Source organism: Streptomyces sp. NPDC053513, assembly GCF_044544765.1.
Lineage (GTDB): Bacteria > Actinomycetota > Actinomycetes > Streptomycetales > Streptomycetaceae > Streptomyces > Streptomyces litmocidini.
On record NZ_JBITXP010000009.1, the window covers coordinates 184,456 to 209,702 of the forward strand.

Annotated in this window: 17 protein-coding genes and 1 pseudogene; 9 read left to right on the forward strand and 9 right to left on the reverse strand. The window is 73.9% G+C overall.

Annotation, left to right across the window (positions count from 1 at the left end):
• Positions 1–71 precede the first annotated feature (71 nt).
• Positions 72–1,457: a cellulase family glycosylhydrolase gene (locus ACIGW4_RS18085; protein ID WP_399581435.1), complete on the forward strand. Its 1,386-nt coding sequence runs from the start codon at positions 72–74 to the stop codon at positions 1,455–1,457.
• A 163-nt stretch (positions 1,458–1,620) separates the two neighbouring features.
• Here ACIGW4_RS18085 and ACIGW4_RS18090 read toward each other — a convergent pair whose 3' ends face one another.
• Together ACIGW4_RS18090 and ACIGW4_RS18095 are read right to left on the reverse strand one after the other, a co-directional pair.
• Positions 1,621–2,520: a helix-turn-helix transcriptional regulator gene (locus ACIGW4_RS18090; RefSeq protein WP_398707404.1), complete on the reverse strand. Its 900-nt coding sequence runs from the start codon at positions 2,518–2,520 to the stop codon at positions 1,621–1,623.
• 1 nt (position 2,521) lies between these two features.
• A pseudogene (locus ACIGW4_RS18095) lies at positions 2,522–3,396 on the reverse strand (DUF4097 family beta strand repeat-containing protein).
• Positions 3,397–3,556: 160 nt separating this feature from the next.
• Between ACIGW4_RS18095 and ACIGW4_RS18100 the strand changes: the two are divergent.
• Positions 3,557–4,372, forward strand: a complete 816-nt coding sequence (locus tag ACIGW4_RS18100) for a hypothetical protein (protein ID WP_399581439.1) — start codon at positions 3,557–3,559, stop codon at positions 4,370–4,372.
• A 273-nt stretch (positions 4,373–4,645) separates the two neighbouring features.
• Here the strand turns inward: ACIGW4_RS18100 and ACIGW4_RS18105 are convergent, their stop codons facing one another.
• Positions 4,646–4,831, reverse strand: a complete 186-nt coding sequence (locus tag ACIGW4_RS18105; protein ID WP_018102711.1) for a DUF6104 family protein — start codon at positions 4,829–4,831, stop codon at positions 4,646–4,648.
• 99 nt (positions 4,832–4,930) lie between these two features.
• Here ACIGW4_RS18105 and ACIGW4_RS18110 point away from each other — a divergent pair, with 99 nt between their 5' ends.
• The 7 genes from ACIGW4_RS18110 to fxsT all read left to right on the forward strand — a co-directional run bounded on the left by ACIGW4_RS18110 (position 4,931) and on the right by fxsT (position 16,828).
• A complete protein-coding gene (locus ACIGW4_RS18110) occupies positions 4,931–5,371 on the forward strand; it encodes a CU044_2847 family protein (RefSeq protein ID WP_399581444.1) in 441 nt (146 codons plus the stop codon).
• The gene (locus ACIGW4_RS18115) at positions 5,368–7,386 is read left to right on the forward strand and encodes a trypsin-like peptidase domain-containing protein (RefSeq protein ID WP_399581447.1); all 2,019 of its coding nucleotides are present in this window, start codon (positions 5,368–5,370) and stop codon (positions 7,384–7,386) included. Before ACIGW4_RS18110 ends, ACIGW4_RS18115 begins: the two co-directional genes overlap by 4 nt.
• Positions 7,387–7,690: 304 nt before the next feature.
• Positions 7,691–8,707, forward strand: a complete 1,017-nt coding sequence (locus ACIGW4_RS18120) for an AAA family ATPase (RefSeq protein ID WP_399581640.1) — start codon at positions 7,691–7,693, stop codon at positions 8,705–8,707.
• A 7-nt stretch (positions 8,708–8,714) separates the two neighbouring features.
• Positions 8,715–11,921 carry an SAV_2336 N-terminal domain-related protein gene (locus ACIGW4_RS18125; RefSeq protein ID WP_399581450.1) on the forward strand — a complete coding sequence of 1,069 codons (3,207 nt, stop codon included), beginning with the start codon at positions 8,715–8,717 and terminating at the stop codon, positions 11,919–11,921.
• 90 nt (positions 11,922–12,011) lie between these two features.
• Positions 12,012–12,212 (forward strand): hypothetical protein, encoded by a 201-nt coding sequence (locus ACIGW4_RS18130; protein WP_123455375.1) that lies wholly within the window; start codon positions 12,012–12,014, stop codon positions 12,210–12,212.
• A 237-nt stretch (positions 12,213–12,449) separates the two neighbouring features.
• Positions 12,450–13,745, forward strand: coding sequence for an HEXXH motif domain-containing protein (locus tag ACIGW4_RS18135; protein WP_398707414.1), 1,296 nt, complete (start codon positions 12,450–12,452; stop codon positions 13,743–13,745).
• Positions 13,746–13,804: 59 nt separating this feature from the next.
• Positions 13,805–16,828, forward strand: coding sequence for an FxSxx-COOH system tetratricopeptide repeat protein (gene fxsT, locus ACIGW4_RS18140; protein ID WP_123455377.1), 3,024 nt, complete (start codon positions 13,805–13,807; stop codon positions 16,826–16,828).
• Between the two features lie 136 nt (positions 16,829–16,964).
• Here the strand turns inward: fxsT and ACIGW4_RS18145 are convergent, their stop codons facing one another.
• The 6 genes from ACIGW4_RS18145 to ACIGW4_RS18170 all read right to left on the reverse strand — a co-directional run bounded on the left by ACIGW4_RS18145 (position 16,965) and on the right by ACIGW4_RS18170 (position 25,080).
• Complete coding sequence (locus tag ACIGW4_RS18145) at positions 16,965–20,780, reverse strand: multifunctional oxoglutarate decarboxylase/oxoglutarate dehydrogenase thiamine pyrophosphate-binding subunit/dihydrolipoyllysine-residue succinyltransferase subunit (RefSeq protein WP_399581453.1); 3,816 nt, start codon at positions 20,778–20,780, stop codon at positions 16,965–16,967.
• A 331-nt stretch (positions 20,781–21,111) separates the two neighbouring features.
• Positions 21,112–22,224: an ATP-binding protein gene (locus ACIGW4_RS18150; RefSeq protein ID WP_398707417.1), complete on the reverse strand. Its 1,113-nt coding sequence runs from the start codon at positions 22,222–22,224 to the stop codon at positions 21,112–21,114.
• Positions 22,221–22,958, reverse strand: a complete 738-nt coding sequence (locus tag ACIGW4_RS18155) for a response regulator transcription factor (RefSeq protein WP_030688813.1) — start codon at positions 22,956–22,958, stop codon at positions 22,221–22,223. The genes ACIGW4_RS18150 and ACIGW4_RS18155 overlap by 4 nt, the downstream gene beginning before the upstream one ends.
• 71 nt (positions 22,959–23,029) lie before the next feature.
• The gene (locus ACIGW4_RS18160; RefSeq protein WP_399581455.1) at positions 23,030–23,701 is read right to left on the reverse strand and encodes a spermidine synthase; all 672 of its coding nucleotides are present in this window, start codon (positions 23,699–23,701) and stop codon (positions 23,030–23,032) included.
• A gap of 154 nt (positions 23,702–23,855) precedes the next feature.
• Positions 23,856–24,386 carry a hypothetical protein gene (locus ACIGW4_RS18165; RefSeq protein ID WP_148086897.1) on the reverse strand — a complete coding sequence of 177 codons (531 nt, stop codon included), beginning with the start codon at positions 24,384–24,386 and terminating at the stop codon, positions 23,856–23,858.
• Between the two features lie 55 nt (positions 24,387–24,441).
• A complete protein-coding gene (locus ACIGW4_RS18170; protein WP_123455380.1) occupies positions 24,442–25,080 on the reverse strand; it encodes a GNAT family N-acetyltransferase in 639 nt (212 codons plus the stop codon).
• Positions 25,081–25,247 lie beyond the last annotated feature (167 nt).

The following is a 25,247-nucleotide window of genomic DNA, read 5'->3' on the forward strand; positions in this document are numbered from 1 at the left end:
CAGTACTGCTGATGGGATCTCCGGCACGCGAAACGTGAACATCTCTCACTTCCTCGTGCCGGAGGTCTTCCTTGCTGAGAACGCGAACCACCCTCGCGGCGACCCTCGTCGTCGCCGCCCTGCTCGCCCCGACGGCCGCCCGCGCGGAGCCGGCGGAGACCGCAGGGGACGCGATACCGGCCCTCACCGACGAGCACGGCCGCACGCTCACCCTGCGCGGCTGGAACGTCGAGGACAAGGCCAACCGAGGCGACGCCGCCCTCTCCGCGATCACCGAGAAGCACTTCCGCGACCTGCGGGCCAAGGGCTTCGGCTTCGCCCGCCTGCTCGTCTTCTGGGACGACCTCGAACCCCGCCCGGGCCGGTACAGTCAGACCTATCTGCGGAAGATCGAACGCATCCTGGACTGGGCCCGGAAGTACGACGTCAAGGTCCTCATCGACGCCCACCAGGACGTCTTCGGCCCCGCCTTCGGCCACCGGGGCGTGCCGGCCTGGGCGACCAGGACCGACGGGCTGCCCTTCACCCCGCACCCGGACGACTGGTTCTCCGAGTACTTCGAGCCCGCCGTCCAGCGGGCCTTCACCCACCTGTACGAGGACGAGGACCTGAGGCGCGCCCAGGCCCGCATGTGGCGGGTGCTCGCCGACCGCTTCGAGGACCACCCGGCCGTGCTCGGCTACGACCTCATCAACGAGCCGATGGGCGAGCTGCGGGAGGGCGAGGACCTGCCGACGGCGGCCCGGCGCATCGAACGGGACCAGCTCACCCCGATGTACAACCGCCTCGCGGACGCGGTCCGTTCGGCCGACCGGGACGCCTGGGTCTTCGTCGAGCCGACCCCGATCGTCGGCGAGGGCGTGCCCACCGGACTGGGCAGGATCGACGACCCGAAGGTCGTCTACGCCCCGCACTTCTACAACACCGGCATGGAGGCCGGCGCCGACTACGACCCCGCCGCCGGCTGGATCGAGAGCTACGAGCAGGCCGTCACCCTGTACCCCAAGGAGTACAAGGTCCCCGTGGTGGTGGGGGAGTGGGGACCGCTCAACAACTCCCTGCCGAACATGAACCGCTTCTACCGCGAGGCCATGGCCTCCCTCGGGCGCTACACCTCCGGCTGGGCGGGTTACGTGTGGTGCTACGGCGGCGGCTACTGCGCGGTGGACGGCACCGGAGCCTTCCGCACGAACAAGGAGCTGACCGCCGAGCCGTACGCGGAGGCGGTCGCGGGCACGGTCCGCTCCGCCGCGTACGACTCCGGGTCCGGGGTCTACCGCCTGTCCTACGACGCGGCCGGCCGGCGCGGCTCCCGCGTCACCGAGCTCTCCCTCCCGCCCGGCGACTGGCGGATCACCGCCCACGGCGCCGCACTGGTGCTCCGCGAGGACCGCGGCAGGGCCTCGATCCTCGCGGCCCCCGGCGCCCGGGTGACGGTCACGGTCACCCGGGGCTGAGGGAGGAGAGACCGAGGGGCCGAGAGGCCGACGCCGGGGCCGGGGCCGGGTCCGGGGGTGGGGTCGGGCCCCGGCCGGGGCTGAGGGGCTGCGGCCGAGGCCGGGACCGGGGCGAAGGGGTTTCGAGCCCGGTGCGTGCCCCTCGGGGCGCCCCGGTCGGGCCTCAGGCCTTTCTCTCCGGGTGGAGCAGGGTCGTGATGCGGATCGCCGCCTCGGACAAGTGGGCTCGGGTCTCGGTGAGTTGGGACTCGTTCACACCGTGGTCGCGGGCCGCGTCGCGGATCTCGTCGCGGAAGCGGTCGAGGAGACGGTCGAGGTCGCGGGCCGGGTCGCCCGAACCCGCCGTGTCCCGCGCCCACTCCGGTGCCTCGTCGGCCGGGGCCTTCGTGAACGACGGCTCCGGCGACGCGGCCTTCGGGTGGGTCGTGCCCGTCACCAGGTCGCCGAGCTGGGCCGTGATGCCCGAGATCCCCTCCCAGACCCCCTTGGGCCAGTCGCCCCGCGAGAACCGGTCCTGGACCTCCTCCTGCACCTGCTGGGCGATCCGCTGGAACTCCTTCGCCTGGCGCCGCGCCGACCGGGCCTCCTCGCGGGCCTCGCGGGCCTGCCGCTTCCACTCCTGCTTGAACCGGCGCATCTCCTCCTTGGCCTCGGCGAACGAGGGGGGATCCACCGTGCGGTTCTGCCCGGCGGCGACACGCATCTCGCTGCGCACCCGCCCGGCCGCGCCCCGCACGTCGTCGCGGATCTCCGCCGCCAGCTCCGCGACCGACTCGCGGATCTCCCGCTCGAGGTCGTCCAGTTCGGCCCCGCGCCCGGCCAGCTCGGCGCGGCCGGCGTCGGTGATCGAGTAGACCTTGCGGCCCCCCTCGCTGGCATGGGTCACGAGGCCCTCGGCCTCCAGCTTGGCGAGGCGCGGATAGACCGTGCCCGCCGAGGGGGCGTACAGCCCCTGGAAGCGCTCCTCCAGGAGCCGGATCACCTCGTACCCGTGGCGCGGGGCCTCGTCGAGCAGCTTGAGGAGGTAGAGGCGGAGGCGTCCGTGGGCGAAGACGGGCGGCATGTCAGAGCACCTTTCCGGTCGCGGAGGGGGTGGACGAGGGGGCGGTGTCGCCGTCCTCCTCGGGCTCGGGGCGGCGGAGCAGGGCGATGGAGCCGGAGACGGTGGTCGCCTTGAGCGTCCCCCGGCCCGAACCGAGGGTGCCGGTGATGGACTTGGCGCCCCACTGGCCCCCACCCGCAGGTCCTCGAAGGCGTTCGACACGGCGCCGCTCGTGGTGCTCGCCTCGACCCGGGCGTCGGCCGGGTGCGGGAGCCGGATGGCCACCTCGCCGGAGACGCTGGTGAGCCGGATGTCGGCGGGCGGTCCGTCGAGCCGGGCCGGGTCGAGGTCGATGACCATGTCGCCGCTGACGGTGTCGGCCTTCACGGACGAGCCCGAGCCCTCGATCACCGTCACGTCACCGGTCACGGAGTTGACGCGCAGCGCGCCGGTGACCGACTGGGCCTCCAGGCTCCCCGATACGGTCTCGGCCCGGACCGGGCCCGAGAGTCCGAGGAGGGTGGTGTCGCCCGTGACGCCGCGCACCTCCGTACGCCCTCTGATCCCCGTGACGACCGTCTCGGCGCCGACCGCGCCCACCTCGACGTCGACACCCGCGGGGACGGCGACGGAGACGACGGCCCGGCGCCGGTACTCCTTGCGCTCGAACCACTTGAGGATGCTCTTCCACTGCAGGTCCTCGTAGGTCACGGTCAGCGTGGAGCCGTCCTGCGTCACGATCAGGGGCGGGCCCTCGATCTCGGAGATCTCCACGCGGGCGGAACTCTCGTCCGTCCCCACCACGTTCACCGTGCCATTGACGATGCGGACCTGCAGCAGCGTCACGGGGTCGACCGGAGCCAGCTTCGTCGGCTCGGTGACGGACCACTCTGTCATGGTGCTGACCTCCCGTATCGGCAACGCAACATATCGCGTCTCTCGGAAAACACGATATATCGCGGCCTCGCGGAGTCAACCCTGACTCATCCCTCATTCGCCCCTGACAGGGGAGGGATGATGACCGTCATATGCGGACGAATTGCCCTAGCGTGGGGCCATGAACGCGACATCCGGACCACATTCCGCCGGAGCCCTGCTGCTCTGCCGCGGCGAGCCGTCGGAGGTCCGGCCGCCGGCCCGGCTCCTCCGGGAACGGCTGCTCCTCGCCCCCGCGGGCGCCGAGTGGACCGTGCTCGTACCGGAGGGGAAGCCCTGGCTGCACGGCGGGGAGTCCGTCGAGCAGGTCGTCACCGGCTGGGCCACCGCCCTCGCCGTCCCGGCCGGCGGCCGGCCCGTCGTCGCGCTCTGGTGGGACCGCGATCGCGCCGGCCTCACGCTCGCCGCCGGCTTCCGCCGCACGGTCGGCTACACCTGGCTCGCGGACGGCACCCCCGTCGGCGAGGACGAGGCCATGCGCACCTTCGCCGCCCGGCTCGCCCTCGACCCCGTCCTGGACGTGCAGGCACTCGAACCGCTCACCGAGCCCGACCCGGACGCCGACGCCCACACCCGTCTCGTCGGAGTCGTCGCCGTCCTCGCCCGCGCCGGACTCGCCCTGCCCGCCGGACTCGTCCCCGGCGACGGCGCCGACCGGCTCCGCTCCGCCGCCCTCGACCAGGGCGCCGAGCAGCTCGAAGGGCACGGTTGGCGCGACGCCGTGAGGGCGGAGCTGGAGGTGGCGGAGAGCGGTCCCGTCGGCCCGTACCTGCGCGGCCCCAAGGCGCGCGTCCTGGGCGGGGCACAGCTCGTCGCGGGGGTGCCGCTGCTGCTCTGGGGGGCCGGCCGGCGCAGCGGCGGCTGGGCGACGGCCGGCGCGCTGCTCGTCGCGCACGGCGCGCTCGGGCTCGCCTACGACCGGCTGCGGGAGCGGTGAGCCCATGACCGGCTGCGGGAGCGGTGAGCCCACGATCGGCTGCGGGGCGGCGAGCCCACGACCCGCCGCGGGACGGTGAACTCACGACCGGTCGCTGGAGCGGTGAGCCTGCGTCCGGCCACAAGGGCGGTGAGCTCACGACCGGGTGCGGAAGCGGTGGGCCTGCGTCCGGCCACAGGAGCGGTGAGCCCACGACCGGCTGCGGGGCGGTGAACTCACGGCCGGCTGCGGGAGCGGTGACCGGGTCGTCGGTCCCGCAGCCGGGTGCGTCTCCTACTCGTCCTCGTCCTCGTCGTCGTCCAGACGGGCCAGCCAGGTCGCGAGGCGCTCGACCGGCACCTCGAAGTCGGGGTTGAGGTCGACGAACGTCCGCAGCTGCTCGGCGAGCCACTCGAAGGTGACCTCCTCCTCGCCGCGCCGCTTCTCCAGTTCCTCGATGCCACGGTCGGTGAAGTACATGCGATCAGGATAGGCCGTACCCCTCACATCCCCTGTCGCCCGTCAGCCCCACCGATTAGCCTGCTGGATCCAACATCGCTTCGGGGAGCGGGGGCCGCTGTGGCACACGGGATCGCTCGGATTCGACTGGACGACGGCACGCCCGTGTGGGCACGGGTCGGCGACGTGGAGCAACTCGGCCGGGGCGGCGGTTTCCAGGACACCGGGGTCAGGGACCGGGTCGTCTCGATGGCCGGCGGGCTCACGGACGTGGTGCGCGGGGTCGTCGGGTCCCTGCGCGCCGGCCTCGACCCCCAGGGGCCGGTGGAGGTCGCCGTCAGCTTCGGCATCGAACTGTCGGCGCAGTCCGGCAAGGTGATCGGCGTCCTCGCGGACGGCGCGGGCAAGGCCTCCGTGAACGTCTCCCTCACCTGGACCGAACCGGGCCCGACGACCGGGCGCGCGACGGAGTCCGCGCCCGGCTCCGCCGAGGCGGAGCCCGCGGAACGACGGCCGGGCATCGTCCCGCAGCGGCGCCCGGCGGCCGATGGCACCGCATGAGCGCCTTCGACGCTCTCGTGCGCCCCGCACTCGTACGCATCGGCGCTCCCGACAGCGGGTATGACCCGCACGGCGACCAGTTCTGGGGCACCGGCTTCTTCATCGCCCCCGGCTGGGTGCTGACGTGCGCCCATGTCGTGGCCGAGGGGGGTGGCGAGGTGTGGAGGAAAGAGCCGGCCGTCGGCATCACCTGGCAGGACGGCAGGAGGACGCGCCGGTCCATCGGCACGGTGGTGCTCGCCCTGCCCCGGCCCGAGGACCCCGACACGCGCCCCGAGCCCTGGGGCTTCCCCGACGTCGCGCTCGTGCGCGTGCCCGGCACCGACAAGGCCTCCTGCGTCCTGCTCTCCGAGCAGCCTCCCGCCCGGACCACCGAGGTCGGCCTGCACGGCTGGTCACGGGAGACCGGGGAGCTGGGCATCCGCCAGGTCCACGGCCGGCTCAGCGGCGTCGACGCCCGGGCCCTCGTGACGGAGGGGGTGCTGCCCGTCGAGGGCTGCTCCGGCGGCCCCGTCGTCGACGACCTCCAGGGCGCCGTGATCGGCTTCAACAAGGGACGCTGGTCCGACCACGGAGCCCTCGTCCCCCTCACCGCCCTGCGCCGCCTGCACGACGCGCCCGGGGGCCGGCTCTGGGCCGAGGCCCTGCGCGACCACGACCGTCATCACCTCGACCACTACCTGAAGTCGCTGGAGGACGGGTCCGACTGGACGCGCGCGCAGAAGACGCTCGGCGGCCCGCAGCCGTTGAGCCCGAGCCTGCGCACCCGGCTGCGGGGACAGCTCGCCGCCCTGCCGCCGCCGATCAACCCCGGCGAGATCATGGACGTGGTCGACCGGGTCAAGGCCTGGATCAGGAACACCACGGCCCCGGACGCGTTCGAGGACGACCCGCGCACGTGGAGCGAGGGCGCGGCCCTGCTGTACGGGCTGCGCGCGCCCGGCCGCAGCGAGCCGGGCGACCCCGGCCTCGACGCCGTGCTCCTGTACGCGGCCCATGTCCTCCGGCGCGTCTCCGGGCGCCCCGGCGGACTGGGCGACGCGACCGCCTTCCGGGACTGGCTCGTCTATCTGGCCGCCGACGCGGGCCCGTTCCTCCGCCGGGAGATCGACGACCTGATCGGCTCCAGCGTCGCCGACGTCCGCGAGCGCCGCGCACGCGCGGACGTGCTCCTGGAGATCGACACCCCCCGCTGGGACCGGCGCTACCCCTGGCGGGTGAAGCTGCTCCGCGACGGCCACATGGTCACCCCGCTCCACGGCGACGACCGCGGCGTCGAGCGGGCCGAGCTCAGGAGCACCCTGCGCGGGCCGCTCGCCGAGGCCCTCCGGCTCGGCGACAACGGGCCGTACCTGGCCTCCGTGGAGGCGGTGCTGCCGCGCGAGCTCTTCGACGAGCCGCTCGACACCTGGCGGCTCGAACCCCCGCAGGACCCCGACGAGGAGTGGGGGACCGCCACCCTCGGACAGCGCCGCGTCGTGGTCATCAGGGACGCCCGGCGCCACGGCAGACCGCCGTCGCCCGAGTGGCGGGAGCGCTGGGCGGCCGGCGAGCGAGGGCCGTTGCGCGCGGTCCCGCTGCGCGCCGAGGTGCCCGGCGCGGGCCCGGACGCCCACACCCCGCGCATACGGAAGGAGAGCTGGGCGAAGACGTACGAGCGGCTCCGCGAGGCCCAGGGGGGCACCGTGCCGGTCTACTGCGGCCCCGTGGGCAGCGGCGACGGGCTCATGGCGATGAACGCGGCCCTGGCCGCCGGCCACCCGCTGGCCCTCTGGCGGACCGGCGCCCACGACCACACCGACTGCGCGGCCTTCCACGTGGAGGCGGACTGGATGCTCGCGGACGCGCGTACGGCCCAAGGGCTCGGCGAGCCCGTCCGCTCCCTGCGCGCCCTGGTGCCGGAGCGGGCCGACCTCGCCTGGGCCGAGTCCATCGCCGTCCTGTACGACCCGCCCGACCGCCCGCCGGCCGCCGGCCGCCTGGAGGCCCCGCCGCTGCTCGGCGAGGACCCGTGAGCCGGGCGGAGCGCGCCCCCGGCCCGGGGCGCCCCGCGAGCCCGGCCCCCGCCCCCGCCCCCGGGCGCCGCGCGAGATCGGCTCCTGCCCCCCGCCCCGGGTCGTCCCGCGAGTCCCGCGGAGTGCGCCCCCGCCCCGGTCCGCCCCGCACGTCCCGCGGAGCGCGTCCCCGCCCCGGCCGCCCCGCGGATCCGGTGGTTCCGGGGTCCGTTCCGGACGACCGGTTTGGGGGTCGGCAGGGGCGGGTTCCGGGCAGTACGTTCGGGGGGCTCGGCCGGCACACCACAGCCAGAAGGAGTTCATGGTGAACGATTGGCGGATCTACCGTGGGGCCGGGCATCCGCACGACGAGATACGGCGCCTGCCCGCCCCGCCGCCCTGGCGTGACTTCTCGACGGGCGGCGCCGACGACACCCTCGCCGGCTCCGACCGGCGGCTCGGCGTCAAGCGCCGGCTCGTCCAGAACCACCACCCCCGGCCCGCCGAGACCGACGCGGTCAACGCCGCCCTGTACCTGCGGCGCCCGCTCCTCGTCACCGGCAACCCCGGCACCGGCAAGTCCACCCTCGCGCACGCCGTCGCCCACGAGCTGCGCCTCGGCCGCGTGCTGCGCTGGCCCATCGTCAGCCGCTCCACCCTCCAGGACGGCCTCTACCGGTACGACGCCATCGGCCGCCTCCAGGACGTCCAGCTGGAGCGCGCCCGGACGGAGGCGCCCGGCTCCTCGGCCGCGGCCCCGGCCGGCATCGGCTCGTACATCCGGCTCGGACCGCTCGGCACCGCGCTGCTCCCCTCTGAGCAGCCCCGCGTACTGCTCATCGACGAGCTCGACAAGAGCGACCTCGACCTGCCCAACGACCTCCTGAACGCGCTGGAGGAGGGCGAGTTCGCCATCCCCGAGCTGGAGCGGCTCGCCGACCGGGAGCCCGTCGTCGAGGTGCTCAGCGACGACGGCCGCAAGGTGCCGGTGTACGGCGGCCGGGTCCGCTGCACCACCTTCCCCTTCATCGTGCTCACCTCCAACGGCGAACGGGACTTCCCCGCCGCCCTGTTGCGCCGCTGCATCCGCCTGGAGCTCGAACCGCCCGGCGAGGAGCAGCTCGGCGCGATGATCGAGGCCCACCTCGGGGCCGACGCGGTCTCCGGCGACGGCGAACAGGGCCTCGTCCAGCGGTTCCTGAACCGCGAGCCGGGCGAGGTCATCGCCACCGACCAGCTGCTCAACGCGCTCTACCTCACCCAGCACGCCTCCCGCGCCGAGCGGGTGACCAGGGAACGCATCGCGGACATGCTTATGCAGCCACTCGATCAGCCGAGGTGATGACCGGATGCACCGGACGCACCGGATGCCTCTGGAAGAGCTGACCCGCAGACTGCGGGCGGGCGGGGCGGACCCGTCCGCCGAGGCGGTCGCGGACGCGCTCTGGCTGTCCCAGTGGCTACCGGAACCGGAGGATCCCGATCCGGAGGCCCCCGGTCCGGAGCCGTCCCGCGCGGACGACGGGAGCACGGAGACCGCCCGGCCCGCCGACGAGGGGCGAGATCCGGCCAATCCGGAGGAGACGCCCACGGGTACGTCCGCGCGCCCGCCCCGGACCGGCGGAAGCCGCGAGTCCGTCGCCCTCCACATGCGCTCCGGAGCCGCCCCGGCGGACGGAGCGCGCGGCGGCGCGGGCGGGGGGACACGACGGAGCGCCGCCCTGCCCGTACGAGCCCCCGGCGCCAACGCCCTGCCCGGACTCCTCGGCCTGCAGAAGGCCCTGCGCCCGCTGCGGGAGTACGCGCCCGCCCCGCCCCGCCCCGGCGAGGGCACCCTCGACGAGGAGGCCACCGCCGAACGCAGCGCTGCCGCGGGCATCCTGACGCCCGTCCTGCGCCCCGCCGCCGGCCGCCGCCCCGACATCCAGCTCCTCATGGACACCGGCCCCGCCATGGTTGTCTGGGACCGCATGGTCGAGGAGCTCCGCCAGGCCTGCCAGCAGTCCGGCGCCTTCCGCGACGTCCAGGTGCACCGCCTGTACGACACCGGCGAAGGCCCCCCGCTCGTCACCACCACCTCCGGCGCCGACGGCCGCCCCCGGCTCCGCCCCGTCGACCAGCTCCACGACCCCACCGGACGCCGCTTCACCCTCGTCGTCAGCGACTGCGTCGGACCCCTCTGGCAGCGCGGCGCCGCCCAGCGCTTCCTGCGCCAGTGGCCCCGCCACTCCCCGCTCGCCCTCGTCCAGCCGCTGCCGCCGCGCCTCTGGCCGCGCACCGCGCTCCCCGCCGAACCGGGCGCCTTCCAGCGCTCCACGAGCCCAGGGGGCCCCGCCGTCTTCCGCTCCGACGACGAACCCTGGGCGCTTCCCGACCCGGCCAGACAGGCCGTTCCCGTGCTCACCCCCACCCCCGAGGCCTTCGCCTCCTGGGCCCGGCTCCACACCGGCCACGGCGGCGACACCGTCCGGGGCTGGGCCGCCTGGCTCACCCCCGGGCCGACGCGACCGCCCGCGCCCCGGACACCGGGCGTGCCGCGCGGCGACGAGGAACTCCTGCGCGCCTTCCGGGCGGGCGCCTCCCCGGGAGCGCTCCGGCTCGCCGTCCATCTCGCGGCGGCCCCGCTCACCCTCCCCGTCATGCAGCTCGTCCAGCGCGCGATGCTGCCCGACACCGGGCCGATGGAGCTGGCCGAGGTCCTGCTCAGCGGGCTCCTGCGACGACTGCCCGGCCCCACCCCGTACCCCTGCTTCAGCTATCCGCCCGGCGTCCAGCAGCTCCTGCTCTCCTCGCTCGACCCCGGCGCCGCCGCCCTCGTCCTCAAACACTGCTCCGCCTACGTGGAGCGCAACTTCGGCCAAGGAACGCGGAACTTCCCGGCGCTCGCCGCCGCCCGGCTCGCCGGCCACGGCCCCGCCACCGGCGCCGAGGGCGGTTCCGGCCCCGTCCCGGCGTCCGACGAGACCGACGAACCCACCGGGAGCGAGGGCGCCGAGGCGGAACTGTTCGCCCGCATCCCCGCGCGCGTGCTCCGCTTCTACCACCCCGACCTCGTCACCCCCGACCCCCTCACCGAAGCCCGCCGCCTCCTCGAACAGGGACGTGCCCAGTCCGACCCCGCCCTCCTCTCCGCCGCCCGCGAGCGCGCCGAGGAGGCGCTCCCTGCCGCGCCCGTCGAGGCCCGGGTCGTCCTCGGCCGCGCCCTGTACGCGGAGGCGGGCACGGGGGCCGTCCGGCGGGCGGGACGACGCGGCGAGCTCCTCGCCCTGGCCGCCGACACCCTCGCCCACGCCGCGGAGCTGGCCCGGCCCGGAGACGACCACTGGGCCGAGGCCCGCCTCGAACGGGCTGTCGTCCAGCACGCCCTGTGGCAGGAGACCGGGGACCGCCGGCAGCTCGACGCCGCCCTCGCCGCGCTCGCCGAGGACGCGGACCGGTGGCCCCCGGCCGTCCGGCCCACCCTGCGCCTGCGCCGGGGACGGCTGCTCCTGGCGCGCGGCGACGGAGCCGCGGCGGCCGAGGAGCTCACCGCGGCCCTCGCCTTCGGGGAGAGCGCCGCGGCCCTGCTCGACCTCGCCGACGCCCTGCACCTCGCCGAGGCGGGCCCCGAACGCGTCGGCCCCGTCCTCGACCGCGCCGAAGCCCTCCTCGGCGACGGCCGGGCGCTGCGGCTGCGGCACGCCGTGGCGCTCGCCCGGCTGCACGAGACCGCCGGCGACGGACCGGCCGCCGACGCGGCCTACGAGCGGGCCACCCTGCTCACCCCCGCCGAGGGCGAACAGCGCGGCCGGCTCCTGCTCACCTGGGGCGAGTCCCTGCTGCGCCGCGCCGCCGCCGGCACCGGGACCCGGCCGGTCGACCGCGCGGAGTCCGTGCTGCGCGAGGCCCTCACCTGTCTCCCCGCGGGCGCCGCCGCCCGCGAGCGGGCCCGGATCCTCATCGGCAGCGTGCTCGCCCTGCGCTTCGACCGCGCCGGGTTCCTGCCGGACCTGTACGAGAGCCGCCACCTCCTCGACGAGGCCCTCCGCACCGCCCGCGGCCCGGCGGTCCGGGCCGAGATCGGGCTGCAACTGGGCTGGGTGCAGCTGCAGCTGAGCGAGGCGGCGAGGGACGGGCAGCTGGTCGGCGCCCTCACCGCCTTCCGGCGGGCCGCCGAGGACGCCCGCGCCGCCGCCGATGCCCGTGCCGCCGAGGACGCCCGTGCCGCCGAAGACACCCGTGCCCCTCGCGGCGACGCCCCCGGCACGGTCACCCTGGCCCGGGCGCTCCACGCCCAGGGCGCGGTGCTGTACCTGATGGACCGCGTCGGCCAGGCCGCGACGGTCCTGGAGGAGGCCGCCGAGCAGTGGCGGCGCCTCGACGGCATGCTGGTGGCGGTGGACTGGGCGGACGTGGAGCGGACCCGGGCCCTGCTCGCCGAGGTCCGCGCCGACCCCCGCCCGCGGCCGGACCGCTTCTCCCGCGAGGAACGGCGCCGGATCGCGCCGCCCTGGTGGCCGTGGCGCGAAGAGGACGCGGAACGGCTTGATAACGGGGGCGCGCATGGGCGCAGTTGAGTCGAACGGGTTTCCGCCTCTGGGGGGTCGGGAAGAACCGCTGCGCCGCTACGACCGTGGGGGACAAGGGCTGGTGAGGAGGAGCAGAGGGTGTTGCAGCACACGAAGCGGGTCTCAGGCGTCGACCGGGCCGGCGAGCGGCCCCGACACCTGCCCGATCTCGACGGCGTGGACCTGCGGACCCTGCGCTTCACGGACGATCCCGAGCTGGTGGCCGCCGTCGAGCGGGTGCTCGAACAGCCGCAGGAGCTGGGGGCTTCCTGGTACGAGGGGGACACGGTCCACGACTGACCTCCGGAGCGGCCGCACCGACCGGCGCTTTTCGGTCAGATACGGGCCACCCGCAGGCAGCCCTGGGAGGCGGGACCGAACCGATGCCCCGGGGAGGCGGGACCGGGCCGACGGCCCGGGGGGACGGGACCGAATCGATGCCCCGGGGAGGCCGGAGCGGACTGACAACCCCGGGAGGCGGGACCGAACCGACGGCCCTCGAAGGCGGAATCGGACCGACAGCCCCGGGAGGCGGGAGTGAGCCGGCACCCCGGGGCGGCGGGAGTGAACGGCGTCCCCCTGCCCGCGCCCGCCTTCGCCCAGTTGGCCCGGGTCAGCCCCGCTCCGGCCGGACTCACCGTGCTCCGGTCCGCCCTGCACACCCGACGACTGCTGCTCCTCAAGGCCCTCCTGATCCGGGTCGGCCGCCACCGCGAATCCGTCGGACAGGGCGCGCTCGGCAGGTTCGAGCGCTCCTGGGAGCTGCTCGAACGGGTCGAGCGGCGCCATCCCGCCGTGGTCCGGGACGTCCTGGACTATCCGATGACCGGGGCGTGGCTCGCCGGGGCGCTCGCCGAGCCCGCGGGACCGGGCTTCGACCGGATGCTCGGCCACCTGGACGGCCTCGCGGCCACCGCCGCCCTGCGGTGCGGCGGCCCGCTCGACCTGACCGTGGAGACGCCGGACGGTCTGCTGCCGCTGCCCGGCGTGGGCCGGCTGCGGGTGGCCGCGGCACGGGTGCGGATCAGCGCCGGCGACCGGACCGTGCGGTTCCACCCGGACGGCGCCCGCCGGGCCCTGGCCGCCGGTCTCACGCTCGTCGACCGGCACCGCCGCCTCCTCGCCGGCCACGGCCCCGGCTGGAGCGCGGTGCGCCCGCTGCCGGGCGGCGCCGCGCGCCTGGACGACCTCGACCCGTACCGGGTGCCGGGCGGTGCCACGGCGGTGACCGCGGCCGATCACGCCGACACCGACCACACCGCCTGGTCCGCCCGCTGGCGGGCCGCCCAGGACCTGCTGCTGCGCACCGACCCCGGCCGGGCGGCCGAGGTCGCCCGCGGGGTCCGCGCGGTCGTTCCGCTCGTCCCGCGCGGGCCGCGGCACCTCGGCGCCACCCTCAGCGCCGCCCCCGGAGCCATCCTGACCTCGCTGCCCGCCGGGGGCGAGGGCATGGCCGAGACGCTCGTGCACGAGCTCCACCACAGCAAGCTGGCCACGCTCCACGAACTCGTGCCGCTGTACGGCCCCGGGCGGGACGCCGTGCACCGGGTCGGCTGGCGGCCGGACCCGCGGCCCATCGCGGGCGTCCTGCACGGCGCCTACGCCCATCTGGCCCTGGCCGACCTGTGGCGGCGCGCGGTCACCGCCGACGGGGTGCCGAGGACCTGGCGGTCCGGTGCCGGGCAGCAGTTCGACGACATCCACGATCAGGTGGGTGAAGCGCTGGAGATCCTGCTTGAATCCGATGAACTGACTTCTGAGGGAAGGGAGTTCACGCATCAAATGCGGCTGCATCATGCGAGCCTGGGCGCGGCTCCCCTCGCCGCTGGGTAACACTGTGCCCACGGCACATGACACTGCGTTGCGCGGGAGCGGGACGGGAGACACGACAGATGGCGGAACAGCGGTCGGGCGGTGCGGCGGACCACGGAGCCAGGAATGCGCCGCAGCACGTCCTCGTGGTCTTCCCCGGCTACCACCGCCCATGGGCGAACTGGATCAACCAGCGGCTCGACGCCCACGGCGTGCGCGCCACCCTGCAGCGCTGGGACCCGCCGCGCGAGGTGCCGCTGGAGGACTCGCTCGGCGACCTGCTGCTCGCCCGCGGACAGGTGCTGCTCGTGCTGGACGACTGGTTCTTCCAGCTCGGCCCGCGCGCCGCCGGCGAGTGGAACGACGTCCTGCGCGGCTTCGTCGCCGCCCACGCCGACCGGTTCGCCGCGGTCAACCTCACCAACCGGACCCTGCTCCCGGCCACCGCCGTCCTCGAACCCGTCAGCCTGTGGGGCGTCGGCGAGGAGGAGGCCGAGGCCCGGCTGTTCAGCCGGCTCGGCATCGACCCGCGCCGCGCCACCGGCCGCCGGCTCCCCGCCGGGGCCCTCGTCCGCTTCCCGGACACCCCGCCCGAGATCTGGGGCGAGGTCCCGCGCCGCAACCCGCGCTTCACCGGCCGCGACGACCTCCTCACCGACCTCCAGGAACGGCTCATGGACGCCGAGCGCGGCAACGCCGCGTGCACCCTGCTCGGCATGTCCGGCATCGGCAAGACCCAGCTCGCCGCCGAGTACGCCCACCGCTTCAGCTCCGACTACGACATCGTCTGGTGGGTCAGCTCCGACGACCGCAACGTCCAGCGCGACCGCTTCGGCGAACTCGCCGTCCAGCTCGGCCTCAGCACCGGCAACGAGCCCGGCGAACGCATCCGCGCCGTCCGCGAGGCCCTGCGCCGCGGCGACCCGCACTCCCGCTGGCTCGTCGTCTTCGACGGCTGGGACGACACCGACGGCGCCGACGTGATCCTGCCCCAGGGCCCCGGACACGTCCTCGTCACCTCCCGCAACCGCGGCTGGGGCGACCACACCGAGATCGTCGAGGTCCCCGGCTTCGACCGCGCCGAGTCCACCGCCTACCTGATGCGCCGCGCCCCGCACATCACCGCGCCCGAGGCCGACGAGGTCGCCGCCGAGTTCGGAGACGTACCCCTGCCGCTGGTGCAGGCCGCCGCCTGGCTCGGCGAGTCCCGCATGGAGGTCTCCGAATACCTGCGGATGGTCCGGGACGGCAGCATCTCCGCCGTGGACGAGCCGGCCGGCCCGTACGGCATGCCCAACTCCTCCCTGACCTCCTGGTCGATACTGATCAACCGGCTCCGCCTCTCCCAGCCGCAGGCCATCGACGTGCTCAGCCTGTGCGCCTCCTTCGCCCCCGGCCGCATCCCGCTCGGCCTCGTCCGGGCCTATCCGCAGGCCGACCTCCCCGAGGACCTGCGCTGGATGGTCACCGACCTCGCCGCGTGGTCCCGGGCCCTCGACACCCTGGTCAACTACTCCGTGCTCAGCCGCGAGTCACGCGGCCCCGCCGACGGCGGCGAGACGGGACCGCACCAGGAGTCCGTGCACATGCACCGGCTCGTCCACAACATCGTCGCCCGGCTCACCGACGGCGAACGCCGCGCGGCCCACCGCAAGGCCGTCCGCACCGTGCTCGCCGAGGCCGATCCCGGCAACCCCACGGACAGCCGGAACTGGCCCAGGTACGCCGAACTGCTGCCGCACCTGGAGCCCTCCGGCGCCCTGGCCAGCCGCAACCCGCGCGTGCAGACCGCCGTCCTCAACTGTCTGCGCTACTGCCTGCGCAGCGCCGAGTTCCGGGCCGGCATCCGGCTCGCGGAGAAGATCCGCGAGCAGTGGTCCACCTTCATGGACCCGGTGAGCAACGAGATGCTGGAACTCACCTCCCAGGAATGCGTCATCCTGCGCAAGTACGGACGCTTCCGCGACGCCTACCAACTCGACCTCGCCGTAAGCGCCCGCCTCGCCGAGGCGGCGGCCCCCAACCCGCTCGGCTCCCTCCGCGCGGCCGTCTCCATCGCCAGCGACCTCCGCTACCTCGGCCAGTACCAGGAGTCGGAACGGGTCCAGCGCGAGGCCCTCGCCGAGGCCCGGCGCCTGCTCGGCGAGAACGAGCACCTCACCCTCTCCGCCGGAAGCAACCTCGGCATCGTGCTGCGCAACCTCGGGCGCTACCAGGAGGCGTACGACCAGGATGTCGAAACCCTCGCCCGCGCGGAGAGCGCCCTCGGCGCCCTGCACTCGCTGACCCTCATCACCAGCAACAACCTCGCCCAGGACCTGCGCCTGCTCGGCCACTACCGCGAGGCCCTGGCCCGCCAGGAGGCCAACGTCCGCGTCCAGGTCCGGATCCTGGGGCCCCAGCACCTGCAGACCCTGTACGCCCGGGCGCAGCTCGCCCTGTGCCGCCGGCGGGAGGGCAGCTTCCAGCAGGACCTGGGCGCCACGATGGCGAGCGTGCTCGACCAGATGCAGCAGGTGCACGGACGCGGGCACTACCTCACGCTCAGCGCCATCAACAACTACGCCAACTACCTCCGCGAACACGGCGACCTCGACCAGGCCCGCGAACTCAGCCACGAGGCCGAGGCCGGCTACCGCGCCCTCCTCGGCCCCGCCCACCCGGTCGCCACCGGCGTCCTCGCCAACACCGCCCTCGTCCTCCAGGCCTCCGGCGAACGCGCGGACGCCCTGGCCATCCTGGAGGCCGCGCTCGCCGGACTGACCTCCTCGCTCGGCCCCGACCACCCCTGGGTGCTCGGCTGCGCCCTCAACGCCTCCGCCGCCCGCAACTTCAACGGCCGGGTGGCCGACGCCGCCGAGCTCAGCCGGGACACCCTGCGCCGGGCCCGGCACACCCTCGGCAACGAGCACCCGCTCACCCTGTCGTGCCAGGTGGCCCTCGCCACCGACCTGCGCGGGCTCAGGGAGACCGATGAGGCCGGGAAGCTGGAGGAGGCCGCGCTGCTCACCCTCACCCGCACCCTGGGCGCCCAGCACCCGCACACCCTGTCGGCGCGTCAGCGCAACCGTCCCTACTGGGACTTCGAGGCCAACCTGGGCTGAGCCCGCACCGCCGACGGAACCCGGGCCGGGCCCGTACCGCCGACGGAACCCGGGCCGAGACCCGCACCGCCGGTGGGAACGCCGGAGGCCCGGCACCCCCAGTGGGGTGCCGGGCCTCCGTACGTACCGAGGTCGATCAGGCGTCGAAGACCTCGTTGACCAGCTGCTGCTGCTCCGCCTGGTGGCGCTTGGCCGAGCCGACCGCCGGGGAGGAGGAGTGCGGACGCGAGATCCGGCGCAGGCGCTCGCCCGCCGGGATGTCCGCGCCGACCGCCAGGTCGAGGTGGTCGATCAGGTTGAGCGCGATGAACGGCCAGGCACCCTGGTTCGCCGGCTCCTCCTGGGCCCAGATGTACTTCGCGGCGTTCGGGTACTTGGCGATCTCGGCCTGCAGCTCGGCACCCGGCAGCGGGTACAGGCGCTCCAGACGGATGAGCGCGGTCTCCGTGTCGCCGCGCTTCTGCCGCTCGGCCTCCAGGTCGTAGTAGACCTTGCCGGCGCAGAAGACGACCTTGCGGACGTCGGCCGGGTTGACCGTCGTGTCGCCGATCACCGGGCGGAAGCCGCCGGTGGTGAACTCCTCCACCTTGGACGCCGCGGCCTTCAGACGCAGCATCGACTTCGGGGTGAAGACGATGAGCGGCTTGTGGTGCGGGTTGTGCACCTGCCAGCGCAGGAGGTGGAAGTAGTTCGACGGCAGCGTCGGCATGGCGATGGTCATGTTGTCCTGGGCGCACATCTGGAGGAAGCGCTCCGGGCGCGCGGACGAGTGGTCCGGGCCCTGGCCCTCGTAGCCGTGCGGCAGGAGCAGCGTGACGCCGGAGGTCTGGCCCCACTTCTGCTCGGCCGAGGAGATGAACTCGTCGACGACGGTCTGCGCGCCGTTGACGAAGTCACCGAACTGGGCCTCCCAGATGACCAGCGCCTCCGGGCGGGCCAGCGAGTAGCCGTACTCGAAGCCCATCGCCGCGTACTCGCTGAGCAGCGAGTCGTAGACGTTGTAGTGGGCCTGGTCCTCGGTCAGGTAGAGCAGCGGGGTGTAGTCCTCGCCGGTCTCCTGGTCGACCAGGACCGCGTGGCGCTGGCCGAAGGTGCCGCGGCGGGAGTCCTGGCCCGACAGGCGGACCGGGGTGCCCTCCATCAGCAGGGAGCCGATGGCGAGGGTCTCGCCGAAGCCCCAGTCGATGGTGCCGTCGTCGATGGAGGCGGCGCGGCGCTGCATCTGCGGGAGCAGACGCGGGTGGACCGTGATCCGCTCCGGGACGTTGACCTGCGACTCGGCGATCCGCTTCACGACCTCCTGGGAGACCGCGGTGGTGACGGCGACCGGGAACTCGGCCCGCGCGTCCGGCACGGTGGCCGACGCCGGGGCGGCGGTGGCCTCGCGGACCTCCGCGAACACCTTCTCCAGCTGGCCCTGGAAGTCCTGGAGCGCCTGCTCCGCCTCTTCGAGGGTGATGTCGCCACGACCGATGAGCGACTCGGTGTACAGCTTGCGCACCGAACGCTTCTTGTCGATCAGGTTGTACATCTGCGGGTTGGTGAACTGCGGGTTGTCGCCCTCGTTGTGACCGCGGCGGCGGTAGCAGATGAGGTCGATCACGACGTCCTTGTTGAACGTCTGGCGGAACTCGAAGGCGAGCCGCGCGACGCGGACCACGGCCTCCGGGTCGTCGCCGTTCACGTGGAAGATCGGCGCCTCGATCATGCGGGCCACGTCGGTCGCGTACATCGAGGAACGCGAGGACTCCGGGGCGGCGGTGAAGCCGACCTGGTTGTTGATGACGATGTGGACCGTGCCGCCGGTGCGGTAGCCCCGCAGCTGCGACATGTTCAGCGTCTCGGCGACGACGCCCTGGCCGGCGAAGGCCGCGTCGCCGTGGAGGGCGATCGGGAGGACGGTGAAGTCCGTGCCGCCCTTGTTGATGACGTCCTGCTTGGCGCGGACGACACCCTCCAGGACCGGGTCGACCGCCTCCAGGTGCGAGGGGTTGGCGACCAGGGAGACCTTGATCTGCTCGCCGTCCAGGCCGGTGAAGGTGCCCTCGGCGCCCAGGTGGTACTTCACGTCGCCGGAGCCGTGCATCGACTTCGGGTCGAGGTTGCCCTCGAACTCGCGGAAGATCTGCGCGTACGACTTGCCGACGATGTTCGCCAGGACGTTCAGGCGGCCGCGGTGGGCCATGCCGATGACGACCTCGTCGAGGCGCGACTCGGCGGCCGAGTCGATGACCGCGTCGAGCAGCGGGATGACGGACTCGCCGCCCTCCAGGGAGAAGCGCTTCTGGCCGACGTACTTCGTCTGCAGGAAGGTCTCGAAGGCCTCCGCGGCGTTCAGCCGGCGCAGGATCCGCAGCTGCTCCTCGCGCTCCACGCGGGAGTGCGGGCGCTCGACGCGGTCCTGGATCCACTTGCGCTGCTTCGGGTCCTGGATGTGCATGAACTCGACGCCGGTGGTGCGGCAGTACGAGTCGCGGAGCACGCCGAGGATGTCGCGGAGCTTCATCATCGACTTGCCGGCGAAGCCGCCGACCGCGAACTCCCGCTCCAGGTCCCACAGGGTGAGGCCGTGCTCGGTGATGTCCAGGTCGGGGTGCTTGCGCTGCTTGTACTCCAGCGGGTCGGTGTCGGCCATGACGTGGCCGCGGACCCGGTAGGAGTGGATGAGCTCGAAGACGCGCGCGGCCTTGGTGACGTCGTCGTCGTGCGAGGCGTCGATGTCCTTGAGCCAGCGGACCGGCTCGTAGGGGATGCGCAGGGCCTTGAAGATCTCGTCGTAGAAGCCGTCCTCGCCGAGGAGGAGGTTCGACACGACCCGCAGGAACTCGCCGGAGGCGGCGCCCTGGATGACGCGGTGGTCGTACGTCGAGGTCAGGGTCATGACCTTCGAGATGCCCAGCTTGTTCAGGGTGTCCTGGGAGGTGCCCTGGAACTCGGCCGGGTAGTCCATCGAGCCGACGCCCATGATGACGGACTGACCGGGCATCAGACGCGGCACGGAGTGGACGGTGCCGAGGCCGCCGGGGTTGGTCAGGGAGACCGTGACGCCGGAGAAGTCCTCCATCGTCAGCTTGCCCACGCGGGCGCGCTTGACGATGTCCTCGTACGCCTGCCAGAACTCGAAGAAGTTGAGCGTCTCGGCCTTCTTGATGCCCGCGACGACGAGCTGGCGGTCGCCGTTGGGCTTGACCAGGTCGATCGCGAGGCCGAAGTTCACGTGCTCCGGCTTGACCAGGGTCGGCTTGCCGTCCTTCTCCGCGAAGGAGTAGTTCATCGACGGCATGGCCTTGATCGCCTGCACCATCGCGTAGCCGATGAGGTGCGTGAAGGAGATCTTCCCGCCCCGGGCGCGCTTCAGGTGGTTGTTGATCACGATCCGGTTGTCGAAGAGCAGCTTCACCGGGACGGCGCGGACGGACGTGGCCGTCGGCACCTCCAGGGAGGCGTTCATGTTCTTCGCGACCGCGGCGGCGGGGCCGCGCAGCGTGATCAGCTCGGGGCCGGCGGGGGCCTCGGCGGCGGGAGCGGCCTTGGCGGGCGCCGGAGCGGCCTTCACGGGGGCCGGGGCGGCGGCCGCGGGCTTCGCGGCGGCGGGCGCGGGAGCCGCGGCCGGCTTCACGGGAGCCGGGGCGGGCGCGGGGGCCGGGGCGGGCGCGGGGGCCGGGACGGCCGCCGGAGCCGAAGGCGCGGCCTGTGCGGGGCCCGCCTGCGGCGCGGCGGGCGCGCTCTGCGTGGTGGTGGGAGCCGGGGCGGCCGGGGTCTCCGACGCTCCGGGCTTGTAGTCGGCGAAGAAGTCCCACCAGGCACGATCGACCGAATTCGGGTCCTGGAGGTACTGCTGGTAGATCTCGTCGACGAGCCACTCATTGGCACCGAAGGCGGCTGCGGGGCTTACGCCCTGCCCGTCTTGGTCGGCCGGGGAGCTCGGGGTACTGGGGGACTGAGACGACACGGCGGCAACCGCCCTCTTCCGCTTCGCAAGGTGATGGACAGCGGAAATAAAGGCTACGCCTGTCCGGCCGGGAGGTGCAGGCCGGGCAGTCCAACGTTGTGCAAGTCACACTTGACAGGGTGTTTCGATGCCGTGAATGGCGGGAAACAACCGTGGTTCCGCAGGTGTGAGGGTAGGAGGAAGCGTCAGCACGGCCCGGTTCGGCCGCACTCCTGATCACGTCCCGCTCACGGAGGCGCAGGTCTCGCTCACGGAGACGCAGTCCCGCTCACGTTGACGCACGTCCTGCTCACGTACACGCAGAACGTGTGCTTCCGGTTCGAACCCTACGTCAATCTCTGAGGGGAAGCCTGCCCGGAAGAGTGACTCTGATGCGGCATCCACGTGACGATTCGGCCACTCCGATCCCGCCGCCGTGCAGATCCACCGCCCAGCGGGCGATCGCGAGCCCGAGACCCGTGCCGCCGTCGCTGCCCGGGCCCTGCCGGTCCTTGGCCGAGCCCCGGTTGAACCGCTCGAACACCTTGTGCCGCTCCGACTCCGGGATGCCGGGACCCTCGTCCTCGACCTCCAGCTCCAGCGAGTCCGGATACGGGCCGCGCCGGGCCCGGACCGTGACGCGGCCGTGCGGCGGGGAGTGCTTCACCGCGTTGTCGATCAGGTTCGCCATCACCTGGTGCAGCCGCTCCGCGTCCGCGTGCGCGACCAGCTCGGGCGGCGACACGTCCAGGTGCAGGTGCACGTCCGTGCGCCGGTGCAGCCCCGAGGTGGACGACAGGCCGCGCTGGGACGCGGCCAGGTTCGCCTCCCGCAGGACGCCCGACAGATACGGCCAGACCTCGAAACGGCTCGCCCGGAGCGTCACGACACCGTTGTCAAGACGTGACAGGTCGAGCAGGGTCTCCACGAGCCGCCCGAGCCGCTCCGTCTGCTTCAGGGCCGAGCGCATGGTCTCCGGATCGGCCTCGGACACCCCGTCCACGACGTTCTCCAGGACGGCCCGCAGCGCGGCGATCGGCGTGCGCAGCTCGTGCGAGACGTTGGCCACCAGCTCCTTGCGGTGCCGGTCGACGGCCTCCAGGTCGTCCGCCATGCGGTTGATCGTCGAGGCGAGGTCGCCCAGCTCGTCCCGCCGGTCGGCGCCCCGCACCCGACGGCTGAAGTCCCCGCGCGAGATCGACCCGGCCACCGTGTTCATCTCGTCCAGCGGCGCCGTTAGGGACTGCGCCACGAACTGGGTGATCAGCAGGGTCGCGATCATCGCGAAGACCGTGATGTACCGGAACTCGGTGGAGGTGCGGATCGCCACCAGGGCCAGGCAGGAGGTCAGCAGGACCGCCCCGACGACCAGGGCGCCCAGCTTGGTCTTGATCGAGATCACGATCCGGCGGGGCCGGCGCGCGCTCTGTCCCGTGTGCGGCCTCCCGGGCCCCGGCCGGCTCACGGCGCCGGGGTCTCCAGCGCGTAACCGACGCCGTGGACCGTACGGATCCGCTCGGCCCCGATCTTCCGGCGCAGCGCCTTGATGTGGCTGTCCACGGTCCGGGTGCCCGAGGCGTCCGCCCAGTCCCACACCTCGGCGAGCAGCTGCTCGCGGGAGAGGACCGCCCGGGGGGTGCTCGCCAGGCAGACCAGCAGGTCGAACTCGGTCGGGGTCAGGTGCACGTCCTCCGCGCGGACCCGGACCCGGCGCTGCGCGTGGTCGATCTCCAGCTCGCCCAGGCGCAGGATCCCGCTGCGCGGGGTGACCGCCGCGAGCGCGGCCCGCTCCACGCGGCGCAGCAGCACGTGCACCCGGGCGGCCAGCTCGCGCATCGAGAACGGCTTCGTCATGTAGTCGTCCGCGCCGACGCCGAGGCCGACCAGCATGTCGGTCTCGTCGTCGCGGGCGGTCAGCATGAGGACCGGGACGGGGCGCTGGGCCTGGACCCTGCGGCACACCTCCAGGCCGTCGAAACCGGGCAGCATCACGTCCAGGACCATCAGGTCGGGCTGCCAGGCCTCGGCCGCGTCGACGGCCGCGGGGCCGTCGGTCGCGGTCTGCACGAGGAAGCCCTCGGCGCGCAGCCGCGCGGAGATCGCCTCCACGATCGTGGCGTCGTCCTCGACCACCAGGACGCGCCGCTGGGCCCCCGGAGTGGCCGCCGCACCGTGGTGAGTGGTGTGTGTCTGCTCCATTGCCCCGCCTCGCGTCGCCGATGTCGGTGCAGCAGCCTAGAGGTACCGGCGGCGTCCAGGCTATCCAGGAGCTACCCGGGACGGACGGCGAGGTGGACCGCGTCGGGGACGCCCCGGGCAACGGGGATCTCTTCCGTCCGTACCCCGCTGAATCCGGCATTCCGCAACGACTCTTCGAAATCGGCGGACGGCTGCGCGGACCACACGGCGAGGATCCCGCCGGGGTTCAGGCGGGCCGCGCAGGTCGCCAACCCCTCGGCCGAGTACAGGGATTCGTTGTCCTCGGTGACCGTCCAGTCGGGGCCGTTGTCGATGTCGAGGCAGAGGGCGTCGTAGGTGTCGGTGGTGGTGCGGAGGTGGGTCACGAGGTCCGTGTGCAGGATCACGGTCCGCGGATCGGCGAGCGCGGCCCCCGAGATCGCCGCGAGCGGTCCCTGCCGGTGCCAGTCGATGATCGCCTCCTCGCGCTCGGCGACCGTGATCCGGCCCCAGCGGGGGTCGGCGGCGGCGTGGGCCAGGGAGAAGCCGACGCCGAGGCCGCCGACGAGGACGGAGGCGCCGGGACGGGACCCCTCGGGGAGGGCGTCGAGGGCCGCGTCGATCAGGAGCCGCTCGGAACGCCCGTCGGAGGTGTCCATCAGGAAGGTGCCGTTGGCGATGATCTCGTAGTGCTCGGCGCGGCGCCGGAGCACCACTTCTCCGTACGGCCCTTCACGTCGGTCGAGGGTGACGGGGCTGGTCATGATCACTCCGTGGTCTCGTGTGCGTCCGGTTCGTCCCGGCCATCCTGGCGGGGCGCCGACGGCCGGGACAAACGCATAACGCGACCTCGGCCGGGGGCGGGGCGGGGCGCACGGCGGTCCTCGCCCGCCGCCGGCCGACGGGCCCCGGGTCCGTTCAGCGGCCCGTCGGCGGGCCGCCCTCCGGGAGGGCGGCGAAGACGCGCTCGAGGGCGGGCGGCCGGGAGCCGTCGTCCGCGACGACCAGGCGGTGGCGGTACGTCACGTAGTACTGGAAGCCGTCCGCGATCGGGCTGCCCGTCGGGCGCTCCGGGACCAGGGCGAACGCCGGGTCCTCCAAGGCCGCCCGGAGCTCCGCGGCCTCGGCGGGGGTCTGCCTGCCGGTCCGGGGCGGCCTGGTGCCGGAGCGGACGGTCCAGCTGCCGTCGTAGTGGACGACGAGCCGGTTGCGGACGCCCGCCAGGCCGCCGTTGACGACCACCTCGACGAGGACCTCGCCCGGCTGGGGGTCCGCCGCCGGTGTGCCGGGGTCCGTCGTGGGGCTCGGCAGGGCCGGCGCGCTCGCGCTCGACGGCCCGCCGGGCGCGGGCGGCGTCCCGGGGCCGCAGCCGCTCGCGCCGCCCACCAGGGCCCCCGCCAGCAGCAGGGCCCCGCACCACGTTCCCGTACCCCGTACGCCTCGCACCATGGGACGAGCATGCCCGCTCCGGGGCCCCGCGCGCAGCCGGACGCGGCAGGGAGCGTCAGGGGGTCGTCCGTACGATTCCGGTGAGCGGTCCCCGGTGGCGCCAGCCCAGCGAGTCGTAGAGCGCGAGGCCGTCCGTGGTCGCGGCGAGCACCCCGGTCTCGGCGCCGGCCTGGGCGGCGGCGGCCTCCAGGGTGCGCATGACGTTCGAGCCCAGGCCCCGGCGCCGGTGCGCGGGGTCGGTCTCGATCTGGTCGGCGACGGCGGTGGAGCCGGTCGGGGCGATCTGGCCGCGGGCGGCGAGGGTGCCGTCCGGGGCGAGGACGCGGACCCGGACGACGCCGTCGTCGACCTCGGTGGTGCGCGCGTACCCCTCGGGCGGCGCGGGGCGGGCGCCGGGGTCCAGCCGCTTCACCATCATGAAGCCGGGGTCGTCGGGGATCGTCCACCCGTCGGTGATCCAGGACGCCGCCTCCTCGGGGGTCGCCATCACCTTGAGCCAGCTGTACGGCGTGGTCAGCCGGGCGCAGAGCGCGCCGACGGAGGCCGCGTCGGGGGCGGGCAGGACGTGCCGCACGACGTGCCGGGGCAGCCCGACGTCGATCCGGTAGCCCCAGGGCTCGGCGACGGCGGCCGGGGTGCCCCGGGAGACGGTCCAGCCCGCCACCCAGGCGGAAGTAATGGCTGCAATATCCATGCAGGCATTACATCGGCTTCACGCGGGCGCGTGCGTGTCTTGTGAGATTGATCTCTGCGTCCAGCAGGACTGTGACCTCGGGAACGCAAAGTGATTCGTCCTGGGAGGAGGACGCTTTGTGCAGACTTACCCTGCGTTTTCCTTGCCCACGGGGATCGCCGCATGGG